Raw genomic sequence first — 14,224 nt, forward strand, 5'->3', positions numbered from 1 at the left:
CGGCCTCGGACACCCCTTCGACCCCGGCCAGGGTCTGGGCGGCGCGGGCGGCGGCCTCGGCCCCGGTCTCGCCGACGCGGGGGCGCACCTGCACCGTGGCCTCGGCCCGCAGCTGGCGCGCCCAGCCGTGGGCCGCCCTGTCGGCCGCGACCGCGCCGACCGCCGACAGACAGGCGAGGAAGCAGAGCACGGCGATCAGGCTGGCCAGCCAGACCTCGCCGCCCGCGTCGCGCGACAACAGCGAAGGGCGGGCGCCGAACAGGCGGCCCATCATGTCGCGCCTCCGGTCAGTCGTCCGCCTTCGAGTCTCAGAACGGTCGCGCCCGACCGTTCGGCCAGGGCCTGGTCATGGCTGGCGATCAGCACGGTGGTCCCCAGCCGGTTCAGCGACTGGAACAGTTTCAGCAGCCGCTCGCCCATGGCGGCGTCGACGCTGCCGGTCGGTTCGTCGGCCAGGATCAGTTCGGGCCTGGTCACCACGGCGCGGGCGATGGCCAGCCGCTGCTTCTCTCCGCCCGAGAAGGAAGGCGGCCGATCGTCCATCCGGTCGCCGAGGCCGACCCAGTCCAGCATCTCCTCGACGTCGCCCGCATAGTCGGCCTGTCTGCCGCCGGTCAGCCGCAGGGGGAGGGCGACATTGTCGAAGGCCGACAGGTGATCCAGCAGGCGGAAATCCTGGAAGACCACCCCCATCCGGCGGCGGAAGGCGGGCAGGGCGCGGCGCGGCGCCGTGGTGGCGTCCTCGCCGAACAGGTGCAGGGTCCCCGTCAGCGGGTGTTCGGCCAGGGTCAGCAGTTTCAGCAGGGTCGACTTTCCGGCCCCGGACGCCCCGGTAAGGAAGTGGAAAGAGCCGGCTGGCAAGGTGAGGTTAACGTCCCGCAGCGCGCGGTGCGTCGCCGCATAGCCGAAACCCACGCCTGAGAGGCGCACGGTCTCGGTCACGGCGTCGGATTCATAAGCGCGGCGGGGCTGGACGGGCATGAATTTCGGGTCAGGACGCGGCACGGCCGCGACGGGAGGGGGCGAAGAGCCTCGCAGTCAGCGCACATGATACTGACCTGCCCGTCCTGCGCCACCAGCTATTTCACCCCCGATGAGGCGATCGGACCGGGCGGCCGGACCGTACGCTGCAAGTCGTGCCGTCACACCTGGCGGGCGACGCTGGACGAGCCGCTGGAGCTGTCGGTGTCTTCGACGCCGACCGAGGCCGTCAGTTTCGGCCATCGCGACGAGCCCGAACCCGAATCGCTGGCCGAGACGCCGGCGCCCGAACTGCCCAAGGCCTTCCGCGCCCGAGCCGAGCATCAACGCCGCCTGCGCCGCGCCGCGGCCCATGGCGTGGTCTGGGCCGGCATCGCCTCCGGTTTCGCCGCCTTGCTGGCCTCCGCCTGGCTGTTCCGGGTCGAGGTGGTCGAGATCGCCCCGCGGGCCGCCGCCGCCTACGCCGCCGTCGGCCTGACCGTGAACCCCACCGGACTGGATTTCGAGGCCGTCAGCGCCAAACCCCTGCCCAATGACCCGGGCAAGGTGATCGTCTCCGGCGCGCTGAGGAATGTCCGCGACAACGAGCGCATCGCGCCGCCGGTGCGCGTCGCCCTGCTGGACGCCCATGGCGCCGAGATCGGCCATGCCGTCATTCGCATCGACGCCGCCCCGGTCCTGCCCGGCAAGGTCCAGGGCTTCGCGGCCGTGATTCCGGACCCGGGCGCCCGCGGTCAGGGCGTCGGCGTCGCCTTCGTGCTGGATGAAGTCGCCCGGCCCGCCGCCTCGCACGCGCCCGCCGCCCACGCCGACACACGCAGGCCGCCTGCCGCGCCGGTCCGGGCCCATGCGGATGCGCACTCCGGGCCTGCCGTGGAGACTCCCACCGACAGCGGCCTGCGCCCCGCCCTGTCGCCCGGCGCCTCGGCGCCGCTGGACATGCAGCCGATCGACGCCGTGCCGGTGGTGGACAGGCATGAGGAAGAGGCGGTATCCGCCTCGCATGGCTGACACCTCCCCAAAGCCCACCGTCCTGCTTCCTGAATCCGAGGTCCAGCGCATCGTCGCCGACCTCGCCGCCCAGATCGCCCCGGTGATCGACGACGAGACTGTGGCGGCGGTGCTGCTGACCGGCGGTCTGTGGTTCGCCGCCGACCTGACCCGCGCCCTGTCGCGGATCGGCCGCAACGTCCGCTTCGACGCCCTGTGGCTGGCCTCCTACGGCGACGAGAAGGAGAGCCGGGGCCGGATCGACGTCTATGCCGATTTCCAGCGCTCGATCGAGGGCCGCCGGGTGCTGATCGTCGACGACGTCTTCGACACCGGTCTGTCGCTGGCGGAAGCCGTCCGGATCGCGAAGGAGAAGGGGGCGTCGGAAGTCCTCACCGTCGTCTTCGCAAAAAAGCCGTGGCCTTTGCCCCGCGCGCCCGAGCCGGACTTCGTCGGTTGGGAGGCGCCGAACCGGTTCCTGGTGGGATACGGGCTGGATCACGCGGGCGCGCTGCGGGGACTTCCCGACGTCTGCGCGCTGGACTAGGGAAATGGATGAGGCCGTTCGCTGCTGGCGACAGACAGGCCGTCTCTATTTCTGGCGCGAAGCCCGCAAGACACAGGGAGAAGGCTGGCATCTTGCGGCTGAGGCCGACGGACTCCGCGACCTGAGGGCCATCATCACGCTGTGTCGATCTGCGCTGCATCCGGCGCGTTTTGCCTTGGGCGTGCCGTCATCCAGCCAAAACGTCGGACCCGCCGAACTCGTACTGTCTCATAATCAGACTTGGGCTCCAGACCATTGGATCCTGTCGCCACGGGGGCTCAGCGCGGTGCTCGAGCTGGGGTCTGACCGGCTGACCGAACTGGAGGCGGCCATCGGCGATATGGAAGGTGGTCGGGGCGATTTCACCATCGGTGGCGAGGAAGAGGCCGAGCGCATCTGGATCTGGTGGCCGCCGCGCTAGAGCCAATCCGCTGTCGGCTCACGATCCAGCATGTCTTCGTAACTCGGCCGTGTCCGCACCACCGCCCAGCGATCGCCGTCGACCAGAACCTCGGGGACCAGCGGCCGCGAATTGTACTCGCTGGCCAGCACCGCGCCATAGGCGCCTGCCCCCATGAAGGCGACCAGATCGCCGGCCTGCATCGGCGGCAGAAGACGGTCGCGGGCGAAGACGTCAGTGGATTCGCAGATCGGGCCGACGAGGTCGTACAGCCGCGGCTCGCCTTCGCGGGGCCGCACCGGGACCAGATCGTGGAAGGCGTCGTACAGCGCCGGGCGCATCAGGTCGTTCATGCCGGCGTCCAGCACCAGAAAGCGCCGGCCGTCGCCGCGCTCGTTGACCTGGATCACCCGGCTCAACAGCACGCCCGCATTGGCGGCCAGCAGGCGGCCGGGCTCGAAGGCCGCCTCGACGTCCAGACCGTCCAGCACCCGCGCGGCCATGGCGACATAGGCCTCGATCGAGGGCAGGTCAGACTGGCCGTGATAGGGCACGCCCAGTCCGCCGCCGAGGTCCAGCCGTGACACGGTCAGGCCGACCGCGCGCAGTTCCAGGGTCATGGTCCGCAGCGCCCGGAACGCCACCTCCAGCGGCTCCAGCGTCGTGATCTGGCTGCCGATGTGACAGGCCAGACCGACCGGCGTCACATGCGGCGACAGGCTGGCGCGGGCATAGAGGGCGTGGGCCTCATCGGCCGGCACGCCGAATTTGTCGGTCGCGCCGCCGGTGGTGATCTTGGCATGGCCGCCGGCGCCAACAGCCGGGTTGACCCGAATGGCTATTTCCGGGGTCGCTATCGCTCGCGACGCGGTTGCTCGCTGCTTGAGCGACGACGAGATTTCGATCAGCCGGTCCAGTTCGATGGCGCTCTCGACATTGATCTGGCGCACCCCGGCCTCGATGGCGAAGGCCAGTTCGGCGTCCGTCTTGCCCACGCCGGAGAAGACGATCCGGTTTGCGGGGACGCCGGCCTTCAGCGCCCGCCGGATCTCGCCCTCGGACACCGTGTCGGCGCCGCAGCCGAGCCGGGCCAGGGTCGCCAGCACCGAGAGGTTGGAATTGGCCTTCACCGCAAAGGCGATCAGCGCCGGCCCCAACGCCGCCGGATGGGCCGCGACGGCGTCGGCCAGCAGGCCGTAGTGCCGGGTCAGGGTCGCGGTCGAATAGACATAGGCGGGCGTGCCGACTGCATCGGCGAGCGCCTCCAGCGGCACGCCCTCGGCATGAAGCGCGCCGTTGATCCGGTCGAAATGGTGCAAGGGACGCCTAGCCGGGGTTGGAGCCCGAACCGCCATAGGGGTTCGAGCTGGGGCCGCCGTCGATCGGCGCCTGGCTGGGCGGACGATAGACGGTGGCGGGTTCGGGCAGGCTGGGAGCCCGCTCGTCGCGCATGCCGCGCTCGGTCTGTTTGACCGGCGGGGCGTCGAGGTCGGCCATGCGGCCGCAACCGGCGGCGGAGACGGCGATCAGGGCGGCGGCGCCCGCGAGAACCAGCTTTTTCATCACAGACGCGTCTTCCACTCGGCGATGCGCGCGCGGACCTGTTCCGGCGCCGTGCCCCCGAAGCTCTGGCGGCTGGCGCAGGAAGCCTCGGGAGTGAGCACCTTGTAAACCGCTTCCGTCACGCCCGCCTCCAGCGATTGCAGTTCGGCCAGCGGCAGTTGCGACAAATCCACGTTCAGGGCCTCGGCCCGCTTCACCGCCGCGCCCGTGACATGGTGCGCCTTGCGGAACGGCAGGTTCAGCTCGCGCACCAGCCAGTCGGCCAGGTCGGTGGCGGTCGAGAAGCCCGAACCGGCGGCTTCGCGCATCCGTTCCGTATTCGGCTGCAGGGCCGCGACCATCGCCGTCATGGCGCCCAGCGCCAGGGTCAGGGCGTCGAAGGCCTCGAACACCGGCGGCTTGTCCTCCTGCATGTCCTTGGAATAGGCCAGCGGCAGGCCCTTCATCACCGTCGACAGGGCGACCAGCGAGCCCATGATCCGGCCGGTCTTGGCCCGCACCAGTTCGGCGGCGTCGGGATTGCGCTTCTGCGGCATGATCGAGCTGCCGGTGGTCAGGTCGTCGGGCAGGGTGACGAAGCCGAACTGCGGCGTCATCCAGATGACGATCTCCTCCGCCAGGCGCGACAGGTGGCCGGCGCAGATCGAGGCGGCGGCGAGGCTTTCCAGGGCGAAGTCGCGGTCCGAGACGGCGTCGAGCGAATTGCCCATCGGTCGGTCGAAGCCCAGCTCGGCCGCCGTCATATGGCGGTCGATGGGGAAGGGCGAGCCGGCGAGGGCGGCGGCGCCCAGCGGGTTCTCGTTCATCCGCGCCCGGGCGTCGGCGAAGCGCCCCGCGTCGCGCCCGAACATCTCGACATAGGCCATCAGATGGTGACCGAAGGTGACCGGCTGGGCGGGCTGCAGATGGGTGAAGCCGGGCATCAGGTCGCCGGCGTGCTGTTCGGCCCGGACCAGCAGGGCCGACTGCAGACCCTTAAGCTGTTCGACCGCCGCGTCGCAGGCGGCGCGGACCCACAGGCGGAAATCGGTCGCCACCTGGTCGTTGCGGCTGCGCGCCGTATGCAGCCGGCCCGAGGGCTCGCCGATCAGTTCGGCCAGCCGCGCCTCGACATTCATATGGATGTCTTCGAACTGGTCGCGGAACGGGAAGGTCCCGTCGCGGATCTCGGCCTCGACGGCGTCCAGCCCGCCGAGGATGGCCTCGGCGTCGGCGCCGGTGATGATCTTCTGCGCCGCCAGCATGCGGCAGTGGGCGCGCGAACCGGCCAGATCCTGGGCCCACAGCCGCCGGTCCACGCCGATCGAGACATTGATCGCCTGCATGATGTCGGCCGGTCGCGCGGAGAAACGCCCGCCCCACATGTCTTGACCTTCCGCGTTCGGAGAAGGCTTAACTGCATCAACGGGGGCGGAAGGCTTGGTCATGAAGGGCTCGAAGACGGCGGGGATAGCGATCGCGGGCGCGCTGGCGGTCGGCATGGTCGTGGGCGCCGGGCTGCTATACGCCAATCGCGACGCCTTCTTCAAAGCCGCAACGCCCGAACCCGCGGCCAAAAGCGCATTGGCCCGTTTCGCGACCGGCTCCCTGACCCGGCTAGAGACGCTTGAGGCCACGCCGATGGCCCCGGACTATGTGTTCAAGACCCGCGACGGCGCGGACGCGACCTTCGCCCAGTTCCGCGGCAAGGTGGTGGTGGTCAACCTGTGGGCCATGTGGTGCGCGCCCTGCCGCACCGAGATGCCGACCCTGGCCCGTCTGGACGAGGCCTATCCCGACGACCAGCTGATGGTCCTGCCGATCAATGTCGACGCCACCCCGGACGGCCTCGCCGACGCCCGCAGCTTCATCGACGTGCACGAACCCCTGCCGCTCTACAGCGACATGAAATTCCAGCTGCCGTTCCTGCTGCCGCAAAAAGACAAGATGCCCCAGACGGTGTTGCTGGACCGCCAGGGACGCATTCGCGCGTCCTTCGCCGGCGAAGCCGACTGGGCCAGCCCCGAGGCGCGCGCCCTGATCGACGCCCTGCTGGCGGAGCCGGCCGCATGATGCGCTGACGGCCGCGACGCGGTCGCGGCCTGCTTGAGCGCGACGGGCCTAGTTGGCCGGGACGCGCTGGTCCGTAGCCGGATCGACCGCGCCGGGCCGGCCTTCGGCGGCCGCCTCGGCCTGATTTTCCTCGAGCCGCGCGGCGACGTCGCCCGCGCCGTCCTCGACCGCCCGCGCGGCCTTCATGGCTCCCGACTCGATCACTTCGCCGGCCCGGGCGGCGACATCCCCCGCCTTCTCGCCCGCCACCTCGGCGTTCGCTTCGGCCTCCTGCTGTTCCGCCGGGGTGCAGGCGGCGGCGCCCAGCGACAGGGCGGCGACGGCGGCGAGGATGATGGACTGGATGCGCATGGAGAAACCCCTTCGGCGTTGAACCTTGGCCGTTAACGCGGGTGTGCGGGAGGGGTTGCGGGAATGGTGGCTGGAGGGCGCCACAGCCTTGCTCCCATATCAGCCGGCCCGCTGCTTAGGATCGCCGTTTAAGGCTAACCGGTCCCCGCGGTTCTTGGTCGACCGGATTTTACGCGGCCACGCTCCAAGTGCCGCCCGCTGCGTTCTCGATGATCTTGATGTTTGAAGTCCGCGCGAACGTCGCGACGAAGGTATGGTGGACGCTCAATACTGCCTCTTGAATCTCTTGGTCGTCTTCGATCATCGTGACGTTCAACCCGAGTTCTCGAGCTTTGTCGGCGGGGTAGTGCTGGCCGTGCTCGGTCTGCTCGCCGTAGTTCATAAGCTCATCGACGGTCCGGCGCGCGCGGTCAGCTGCATCCTCCTGACCATCGTACATGTTGCCTTCGAGCCAAGCGGCGACCATCTTTTTCGCACCCTCCACCTGCCGCTCGCAGTCACCGATGAAGGCGGGCGGGTATTTGGCGAAGACCTGTTGCCAGACGATTTGTTTGAGGGGCTCAGCCTTAATCTCCTCGATCGCTCGCTCGATCTCCGCCAAGACTCCCATTGCTGGGATGCCGCGCACCTGGGGGTCGGTAGGTCCGAGGCAGGAGTGTTTACCCATCATCACCTCTTTCGAGGCGCACGAGATCATCGTTCCGGCAGACATAGCCATCTGCGGAATGATGACCCGGATGTCCTTACCGAACATCTGATAGAGATATTCGACGATGGCGCGCGCTGCTTCAATGCCGCCGCCCGGGGTGTGCAAGAACAGATCGAGGCCGCGCTTCCGGTCGAGGCCGTGAACGACCGCCATCATGCCGTTCATGTCGAAGTCGCTAATCACGAGCTCCGGATGAGAGGCTTTCTGAAGGAAGCCCGAATAGTAAGCTATAACGGTTCGACCCAGCTTCGCCTCTGCGAGCTGCAGGTATTCGCTGCGGACCTTGTCGCAGGCCTCAGGAGTGCTCCCGAGGTCATCGATCTGCTTATTGACTGCGTTCCAAGTTGGCATTTTCCGGCATCGAATACGACCGTACGGTGATCGGTCGATACGAGCCGTAACCCGAAAAGGTTGAGTCGGCCAACTGGGAGCCGAGACCGGCCATGTTGCTCAGGTCACCGGTGTTCGAGTTAAGGGCAATGCCGACGCCATGTAGCTGTTCTTCGAGCTGAGTCATTGCGCCGCCCCTCACCTTCGATTTCTTGATCTTCGCTCGCCGTATCATGATCCGCTCTCCACGGTCAAACTGTCCCAGCACCCGCCAAACGGCCCGCCGGGCTTACCGATCCCGACGATGACTCGGTCGTGAAGAGCACGCTCCGGTGAATTGCCTGCCTGTCGGTTAACGGGCTTGGCTAACCTAGAAAATCAACTCGTCGCCGGTACCCCTTGGCGGCGGCGGCCTTAACCCTCGAACTACTCGACTGCCATTATGGGTCCGCGTCGATCCGCATCTTCGCACATTGGGTGTTATGCGAAACCGTCAGGGCCCCTCGCGCGAGGCCAGTCGCCCTATCAGCGGCGAAGCGGGGCGGACCACGCGGCCTCCGAGTCAGAATCGGTCTACTGTTCGCGTATGAACGAGACCCTGACCGGCACCGGCTACCCGATCCTCAGTGAGGCCGAGCACCTATGCCAGTACAATCTCGAAATCCGCGAGGACCGACGGATGCGGACGGGCGAGGGCTTCGTCGTCAGCAGCGCTCCCGTACTCTGGGCGGCGTTAGAGGCTGACCGGTGCAAGCTGCGCTTGGCCGACGGGCGGACATGCCCGATCGTCATTATGCGGTACTCGCCCGGGAACAGCGACGCCGCGTTCCAGATGGCGGGCGGTTTTCCGACACGTAGACCGGGCGCAATCCGGCCGGTGCATTGTTGTGCGCGGCCCGTGCGTCGAAGCTCTGGGCTTTCCTGAATACGAGGGCCTCATGACCAGACAGATCAAACCATCCGCCGGCCGCTTCGCGGTCTTCTACCGGGGCGCCGTTGAGCGCCTGTTCGACAATCGGGCTGACGCCGAGGCCTACATCCGGGCTGGTGTCTTCCCGTCTGTGTTTGAGAGGCGGGGCCCGTCGCCGTTCCGTCGCCGCTCCTGATCCGGCCGTTGCCGTAGCTCAGCGCGTGGTTATGGGCGGCTGCTTCTGGTCCAAGGGCAGGCCGGATAACCGCGCCTCAGGGAGCTATTCGCAGCGCCCGTGCATCCGGTCTTCATGGTGATGGCCTAGGCCGGGCAAATGCCCTCTATCGCCCCCGCCGCCGCCGCCGCCGGCGACCCCGAATGCACCCTCCCTCCTGAGCCGATCCAGCTCATCGCGGCCATGGCGAAAGCCGATGCTGAACGCGACTGGAATGACCTCAAATCAGGCATGTGGGTGCGCGATTGAGGCTCGTTACAGATTTGCTAACTGATTGTTTTAACTAAGAAATCAGAATGGTGGCTGGAGGCGGGCTCGAACCGCCGACCTGTGGGTTATGAATCCACCGCTCTAACCAGCTGAGCTACCCAGCCCCGTTTGACGATCAGGTCGCGCGAGTCCCGGCGGGAACTGGTCTGTCCGCCGGAAGAGCGGTGCCTATATAGGCGGGCGATGGCGGATTCAAGCCGCCTTCACGCCGCCGTCGGGCCGGGGCGATGCGTCGCAGACGGGTGACGCCGCCGCGGCGGAACGGCTAGGCTGGAACGACCGTTCGTCGCTAGTCCGATTCAAGGGGTTTCCCATGCGCCTGCTCGTCCTCGCCGTCTCCGTGTCCGCCGTCGCCCTGGCCGCCGCCTGCGCCGTCCCCGGACAGGATGCGGCCCGGCCCGGCGATCCGGTCGAAACCCGGCCCGCCAACGGCGCGAACCAGCAGCCCGCCTTCCCCGGCCAGACCCGCGCGCCGGGCGTTCGGACCGACGTCGCGATGGCGCATACGGTGGTGGCCTCCGGGCTGGTGGAGCCGTGGGGGCTGGCCCTGCTGCCTGATGGCCGCTGGCTGGTCACGGAGCGGCCCGGCCGCCTGCGCATCATCACCGCCGAGGGCGCGATCAGCGAGCCGGTCGCCGGCCTGCCCGCCGTCGATCCCCGCGGGCAGGGCGGCCTGCTGGATGTCGTGACCGGCCCGACCTTCGGTCAGGACCGGATGATCTACTGGAGCTATGCCGAACCCCGCGACGGCGGCAACGGCACGGCGGTGGCGCGGGGTCGGCTGTCGGACGACGGGTCGCGGGTCGAGGGCGTGCAGGTCCTCTTCCGCGCCATGCCGACCTATGAGGGTGTGCTGCACTACGGCTCGTCGCTGGCCTTTGCGCCGGACGGCACGCTGTTCATCACCCTGGGCGAGCGGTCCGACGCGCCCATGCGGCCGCAGGCCCAGGACCTGGGCTCGCACATGGGCAAGACCATCCGCATCAATGCCGACGGCTCGGTCCCGTCCGACAACCCCTTCGTCGGCCGCGCCGGCGCCCTGCCGGAGATCTGGTCGCTGGGCCACCGCAACATGCAGGGGATCGCCATCGCCGGAGACGGCGCCGTCTGGACCGTCGAGCACGGCACGCGCGGCGGCGACGAGATCAATCTGGACCGGGCGGGACTCAACTACGGCTGGCCCGACGTCGCCTATGGCGTCGAATACCGCGGGGCGCCGATCAATGCCGGGATCACCGCCCGCGAGGGCACAGAACAGCCGGTCTACTACTGGGACCCGGTCATCGCCCCCGGCGGAATGACCTTCTACGACGGGGCCATGTTCCCCGGCTGGCGCGGCAATCTTCTGGTCGCCGGCCTGAAGGAAAAGCATATCGCCCGGCTGGTGCTGGAGGGGAACCGCGTCGTCGGCGAGGAGCGGCTGATGACCGACCTCGGCGAACGGGTCCGCGATGTCGCGGTCGCGGCGGACGGCGCCGTCTGGGCGATCACCGACGAGACCGACGGCAAGCTGGTGCGGCTGGCGGCGCAGTGAGTGGTTAGTGGTTGGTGATTGCGGCTTCACGGGCGGCGGAAGGGCGGCGCTGACGGCGCCGTCGCACCTCTGGTGGCCAGCCACCAGCCACTAGCCACTAACCACTCACCACGCCTTCAATCCCGCAGCAGCTCGTTCACGCCCGTCTTGGCCCGGGTCTGGGCGTCCACCCGTTTGACGATGACCGCGCAGTACAGCGACGGCCCGCCGTTCGGGTCGGGCAGGCTGCCGGGCACGACCACGCTGTACGCCGGCACCTCGCCTCGGAAGACCTCGCCGCTGGCCCGGTCGACGATCTTCGTCGAGCCCGACAGATAGACGCCCATGGCCAGGACGGCGCCCTCGCGGACGATGACGCCCTCGGCCACCTCGGCGCGGGCGCCGATGAAACAGCCGTCCTCGATGATGGTCGGATTGGCCTGCAGCGGCTCCAGCACGCCGCCGATGCCCGCCCCGCCGGACAGGTGGACGTTCTTGCCGATCTGGGCGCAGGAGCCGACCGTGGCCCAGGCGTCGACCATGGAGCCCTCGTCGACATAGGCGCCGATGTTCACGAAACTGGGCATCAGCACGACGTTGCGGCCGATGAAGGCCCCCCGGCGCACGATCGATCCCGGCACCGAGCGGAAGCCGGCCTCCTGATAGTGGGCGGCGGTCCAGTCGCCGAACTTGTTGGGAACCTTGTCCCACCAGGGGCCGACCCCGGGGGCGTGGCTGGCGGGTCCGCGGTCGCCGCCGCGCAGGATCTCGTTGTCATTGAGCCGGAAGGACAGCAGCACCGCCTTCTTCAGCCACTGATGCGTGGTCCAGACGCCGTCGGCGCCGCGCGAGGCGACCCGCGCCTGGCCCGAGTCCAGCATTTCCAGCGCCTGGTCGACGGCCTTGCGGACCTCGCCGTGCGTGTGCGCCGAGACGCCGGCGCGGTCCTCCCAGGCGGCTTCGATGACGGCTTCCAGATGGGCGAGGTCGGTCATCAGGCGTCTCCGGGCAGGCGGGCGGTGGCGAGGAAGGGGCCGAGGGCGGCGGCCCGGTGGTCGGCGTGCGGGGTGTCGGCGTCCAGGGCGTGCGGCCCGACCAGGACGGTGGTCATGCCGATCGCCTTGGCCGGCGGCAGATTGCGCACCGTATCCTCGAAGAAGGCCGCCGTGGTCGGATCGACGCCGAACCGCTCCGTCATCCGGGCGAAGGTGCGCGGATCGGGCTTGGGGATCAGGTCGGCGTCCTCGAGGGAGAACAGGCCGTCGAACAGATCGGCCAGGTCCAGTTTCTCGACCACCCGCCGGGCGTGGGCCATGGAGCCGTTGGTGAAGACGATGCGCGGCCCGTCCAGCCGCTCCAGCGCCGCGCGCAGGCCGGGGTCGGGCGTCAGCACATCCAGCGGTACGTCGTGGACCTCGGCGAGGAAGTCGTGCGGATCAATTCGATGGTGCGCCATCAGCCCGGCCAGCGAGGTGCCGTAGTCGCGCAGATACCCTTTCTGGACCACCATGGCCTCGTCCGCCGGCAGCCCCGCCGTGCGCACGACATAGTCGTTGATGCGCTGCTGGATGAGCCTCATGAACTGGCTCTCGGGCGGATAAAGAGTGTCGTCGAGGTCGAAGATCCAGCTGCGGACATGGCGCAGGTCGGCGCCGTATTCGGTTGCCTGAACCGGTTCGGCCGTCATCCCGCCTTCACCAGGGTGCCTGCGCCGTGTTCGGTGAACAGCTCCACCAGCATGGCGTGCGGCCGGCGGCCGTCGAGAATGACCACGGCCTCGACCCCGTCGCGCACCGCGGCGATGGCCGTCTGAAGCTTGGGAATCATCCCGCCGGTGGCGACGCCGTCCTCGATCAGTTTCGCGGCCTCTCCGACCGTCATCTGACGAATGATCTCGCCGTCCGCGCCCTTGACCCCGGGGACGTCCGTCAACAGCAGCATACGCTTGGCGCCCAGCGATCCGGCCACGGCCCCGGCGACCGTGTCGGCGTTGACGTTGAAGGTCTGGCCGTCCTCGGTCACCCCGATGGGCGCGATGACCGGCACCCAGTCGGCGTCGGACTCCAGCAGGCGTTTGATCAGCTTGGGATCCACCCGGGTCGGCTCGCCGACGAAACCGAGATCGACCTCGTGCTCGATCATGCTGTCGGGGTCGCGCTTGGTGCGCTTTGTCTTTTCAACGGTCAGCAGGCCGGCGTCCTTGCCGGACAGGCCGACGCCGCGAACGTCGGCCTCACGGCCGGCCATGGTGATCCAGTGGGCGATCTCCTTGTTGACCGCGCCGGACAGGACCATCTCGGCCACCTGCATGGTGTCGGCGTCCGTGACCCTCAGGCCGTCGACGAAGGCGGACTTCACCCCCGCCTTGTCCAGCATGGCGCTGATCTGCGGCCCGCCGCCGTGGACCACGACCGGATTGACCCCCATCAGCTTCAGCAACACCACATCGGCGGCGAATTGGCGGGCGACGGCGCTCTCGCCCATGGCGTGGCCGCCGTATTTGATGACCACCGTCTTGCGGTCATAGATCTGGATATAGGGCAGGGCCTCGGCGAGCGTCTTCGCCGTGTCCCAGCCGCGATCCCCGGATTGCCGTTCGGTCTCGTCCATGATCGCAGGCTCCTAAAGCGAGGCCCGGCCGCTGTCACCTGAATCCGGCCGTCATGAAACCGGCGCGCGCCCGGACCGTTGACGCCGGTATGAAAGAGCATGAGATCGATGATCGCGACCTGACCCGGTCCCGCCCGACGGATCCGGCCTCGCTGCAGGGCCTTGATCCGGTGTTGTGTCCGGAGTGTCAGGGCGCCGGGGCGATATCGACCGGCGAAACCTGTCCCGTCTGCGACGGAACCGGCAAGGCGACGGGAAGAACCGGCGGCGGTTGAGGCCCGGTCCGGCGGTATTCCATGCCGTTCGGACTCAACCGGAAATGTCCACGTCGGCTGATTCCGCCGCTCGCGACGCCTTGACCTCGCCCGGAAAGAGACATCAGGAGCCGAAATTCCCGCAATCAGGCATTCCGCCGCTGTCCTGTAGCCCTTCAGCCACGCTCGCCAGCCTTCGCACCGGGCCGTCTCGACCTTGGCCAGCTAGGCTGTTATGACGTCTCAGCGGCGGGCTACAGCGCCGTCACAAAATTCATTTGGGCTGCGGAGGGCATCCACCCATGCGCGTTAAAACTTTCATTATGGCCACCAGCGCGGTCGGGGCTCTCGCCCTGTCCGCCGGCGTCGCCAACGCCGAGCCGAATGGCTGGTACGGCGCGATTGACGCTGGCTACCACACGCTCGGCACGATCGAGGCTGACGCTCAGCGCGGTCCGCAGTTCGATATCGAAACCCAGGACGACTGGGCGGCCTTCGCCCGTCTGGGC

The 14,224-nt window shown here is 68.4% G+C and carries 15 protein-coding genes, 1 tRNA gene and 2 pseudogenes; 7 read left to right on the forward strand and 11 right to left on the reverse strand.

Annotated elements, in window-relative coordinates; genetic code table 11:
• Both QQJ79_RS12755 and QQJ79_RS12760 read right to left on the reverse strand, forming a co-directional pair.
• Positions 1–274: pseudogene (locus tag QQJ79_RS12755) on the reverse strand (ABC transporter permease); the annotation flags it as partial.
• Entirely contained in the window at positions 271–981 is a 711-nt protein-coding gene (locus QQJ79_RS12760) for a cell division ATP-binding protein FtsE (RefSeq protein WP_284223302.1), read from the reverse strand. The gene QQJ79_RS12760 and the pseudogene QQJ79_RS12755, both read right to left, overlap by 4 nt.
• A gap of 66 nt (positions 982–1,047) precedes the next feature.
• Between QQJ79_RS12760 and QQJ79_RS12765 the strand changes: the two genes are divergently transcribed.
• The 3 genes from QQJ79_RS12765 to QQJ79_RS12775 are packed head-to-tail and all read left to right on the forward strand — an operon-like array spanning position 1,048 to position 2,939.
• Entirely contained in the window at positions 1,048–1,992 is a 945-nt protein-coding gene (locus QQJ79_RS12765) for an MJ0042-type zinc finger domain-containing protein (RefSeq protein ID WP_284223303.1), read from the forward strand.
• Positions 1,985–2,518: a phosphoribosyltransferase gene (locus QQJ79_RS12770; RefSeq protein WP_284223304.1), complete on the forward strand. Its 534-nt coding sequence runs from the start codon at positions 1,985–1,987 to the stop codon at positions 2,516–2,518. Before QQJ79_RS12765 ends, QQJ79_RS12770 begins: the two co-directional genes overlap by 8 nt.
• A gap of 4 nt (positions 2,519–2,522) precedes the next feature.
• Positions 2,523–2,939, forward strand: coding sequence for a hypothetical protein (locus tag QQJ79_RS12775; RefSeq protein ID WP_284223305.1), 417 nt, complete (start codon positions 2,523–2,525; stop codon positions 2,937–2,939).
• On the opposite strand, the gene lysA is transcribed toward QQJ79_RS12775, so the two are convergent.
• Genes lysA through argH form a run of 3 tightly spaced genes read right to left on the reverse strand, consistent with a single transcriptional unit; the run spans position 2,936 to position 5,845 of the window.
• Positions 2,936–4,237 (reverse strand): diaminopimelate decarboxylase, encoded by a 1,302-nt coding sequence (gene lysA, locus QQJ79_RS12780; RefSeq protein WP_284223306.1) that lies wholly within the window; start codon positions 4,235–4,237, stop codon positions 2,936–2,938. The genes QQJ79_RS12775 and lysA overlap by 4 nt on opposite strands.
• Positions 4,238–4,244: 7 nt before the next feature.
• Positions 4,245–4,481 (reverse strand): hypothetical protein, encoded by a 237-nt coding sequence (locus QQJ79_RS12785; protein ID WP_284223307.1) that lies wholly within the window; start codon positions 4,479–4,481, stop codon positions 4,245–4,247.
• The gene (gene argH / locus QQJ79_RS12790) at positions 4,481–5,845 is read right to left on the reverse strand and encodes an argininosuccinate lyase (protein WP_284223308.1); all 1,365 of its coding nucleotides are present in this window, start codon (positions 5,843–5,845) and stop codon (positions 4,481–4,483) included. Before argH ends, QQJ79_RS12785 begins: the two co-directional genes overlap by 1 nt.
• 61 nt (positions 5,846–5,906) lie before the next feature.
• Between argH and QQJ79_RS12795 the strand changes: the two genes are divergently transcribed.
• Positions 5,907–6,533, forward strand: a complete 627-nt coding sequence (locus QQJ79_RS12795) for a TlpA family protein disulfide reductase (RefSeq protein ID WP_284223309.1) — start codon at positions 5,907–5,909, stop codon at positions 6,531–6,533.
• Between the two features lie 48 nt (positions 6,534–6,581).
• On the opposite strand, the gene QQJ79_RS12800 is transcribed toward QQJ79_RS12795, so the two are convergent.
• Both QQJ79_RS12800 and QQJ79_RS12805 read right to left on the reverse strand, forming a co-directional pair.
• Positions 6,582–6,884 carry a hypothetical protein gene (locus QQJ79_RS12800; RefSeq protein ID WP_284223310.1) on the reverse strand — a complete coding sequence of 101 codons (303 nt, stop codon included), beginning with the start codon at positions 6,882–6,884 and terminating at the stop codon, positions 6,582–6,584.
• 169 nt (positions 6,885–7,053) lie between these two features.
• Positions 7,054–7,944 (reverse strand): SDH family Clp fold serine proteinase, encoded by an 891-nt coding sequence (locus tag QQJ79_RS12805; RefSeq protein WP_284223311.1) that lies wholly within the window; start codon positions 7,942–7,944, stop codon positions 7,054–7,056.
• A 1,223-nt stretch (positions 7,945–9,167) separates the two neighbouring features.
• Between QQJ79_RS12805 and QQJ79_RS12810 the strand changes: the two genes are divergently transcribed.
• A complete protein-coding gene (locus tag QQJ79_RS12810) occupies positions 9,168–9,317 on the forward strand; it encodes a hypothetical protein (protein ID WP_284223312.1) in 150 nt (49 codons plus the stop codon).
• A 48-nt stretch (positions 9,318–9,365) separates the two neighbouring features.
• Here QQJ79_RS12810 and QQJ79_RS12815 read toward each other — a convergent pair.
• Positions 9,366–9,442, reverse strand: a tRNA-Met gene (locus tag QQJ79_RS12815).
• Positions 9,443–9,651: 209 nt separating this feature from the next.
• On the opposite strand from QQJ79_RS12815, the gene QQJ79_RS12820 reads away from it, so the two are divergent.
• On the forward strand, positions 9,652–10,872 hold the full coding sequence (locus tag QQJ79_RS12820; RefSeq protein ID WP_284223313.1) for a PQQ-dependent sugar dehydrogenase: 1,221 nt from the start codon (positions 9,652–9,654) through the stop codon (positions 10,870–10,872).
• A 116-nt stretch (positions 10,873–10,988) separates the two neighbouring features.
• Here the strand turns inward: QQJ79_RS12820 and dapD are convergent, their stop codons facing one another.
• From dapD to argB, 3 genes are read right to left on the reverse strand one after another with little or no spacing between them, the layout of a single operon-like run.
• On the reverse strand, positions 10,989–11,846 hold the full coding sequence (gene dapD / locus QQJ79_RS12825; RefSeq protein ID WP_284223314.1) for a 2,3,4,5-tetrahydropyridine-2,6-dicarboxylate N-succinyltransferase: 858 nt from the start codon (positions 11,844–11,846) through the stop codon (positions 10,989–10,991).
• On the reverse strand, positions 11,846–12,538 hold the full coding sequence (locus QQJ79_RS12830; RefSeq protein ID WP_284223315.1) for a pyrimidine 5'-nucleotidase: 693 nt from the start codon (positions 12,536–12,538) through the stop codon (positions 11,846–11,848). Before QQJ79_RS12830 ends, dapD begins: the two co-directional genes overlap by 1 nt.
• Positions 12,535–13,461, reverse strand: a complete 927-nt coding sequence (argB, locus tag QQJ79_RS12835; RefSeq protein WP_284223316.1) for an acetylglutamate kinase — start codon at positions 13,459–13,461, stop codon at positions 12,535–12,537. Before argB ends, QQJ79_RS12830 begins: the two co-directional genes overlap by 4 nt.
• A gap of 577 nt (positions 13,462–14,038) precedes the next feature.
• On the opposite strand from argB, the pseudogene QQJ79_RS12840 reads away from it, so the two are divergent.
• Positions 14,039–14,224, forward strand: a pseudogene (locus QQJ79_RS12840) (cell envelope biogenesis protein OmpA); the annotation flags it as partial.

It is taken from the genome of Brevundimonas denitrificans, assembly GCF_030160755.1.
GTDB classification, from domain to species: domain Bacteria; phylum Pseudomonadota; class Alphaproteobacteria; order Caulobacterales; family Caulobacteraceae; genus Brevundimonas; species Brevundimonas denitrificans.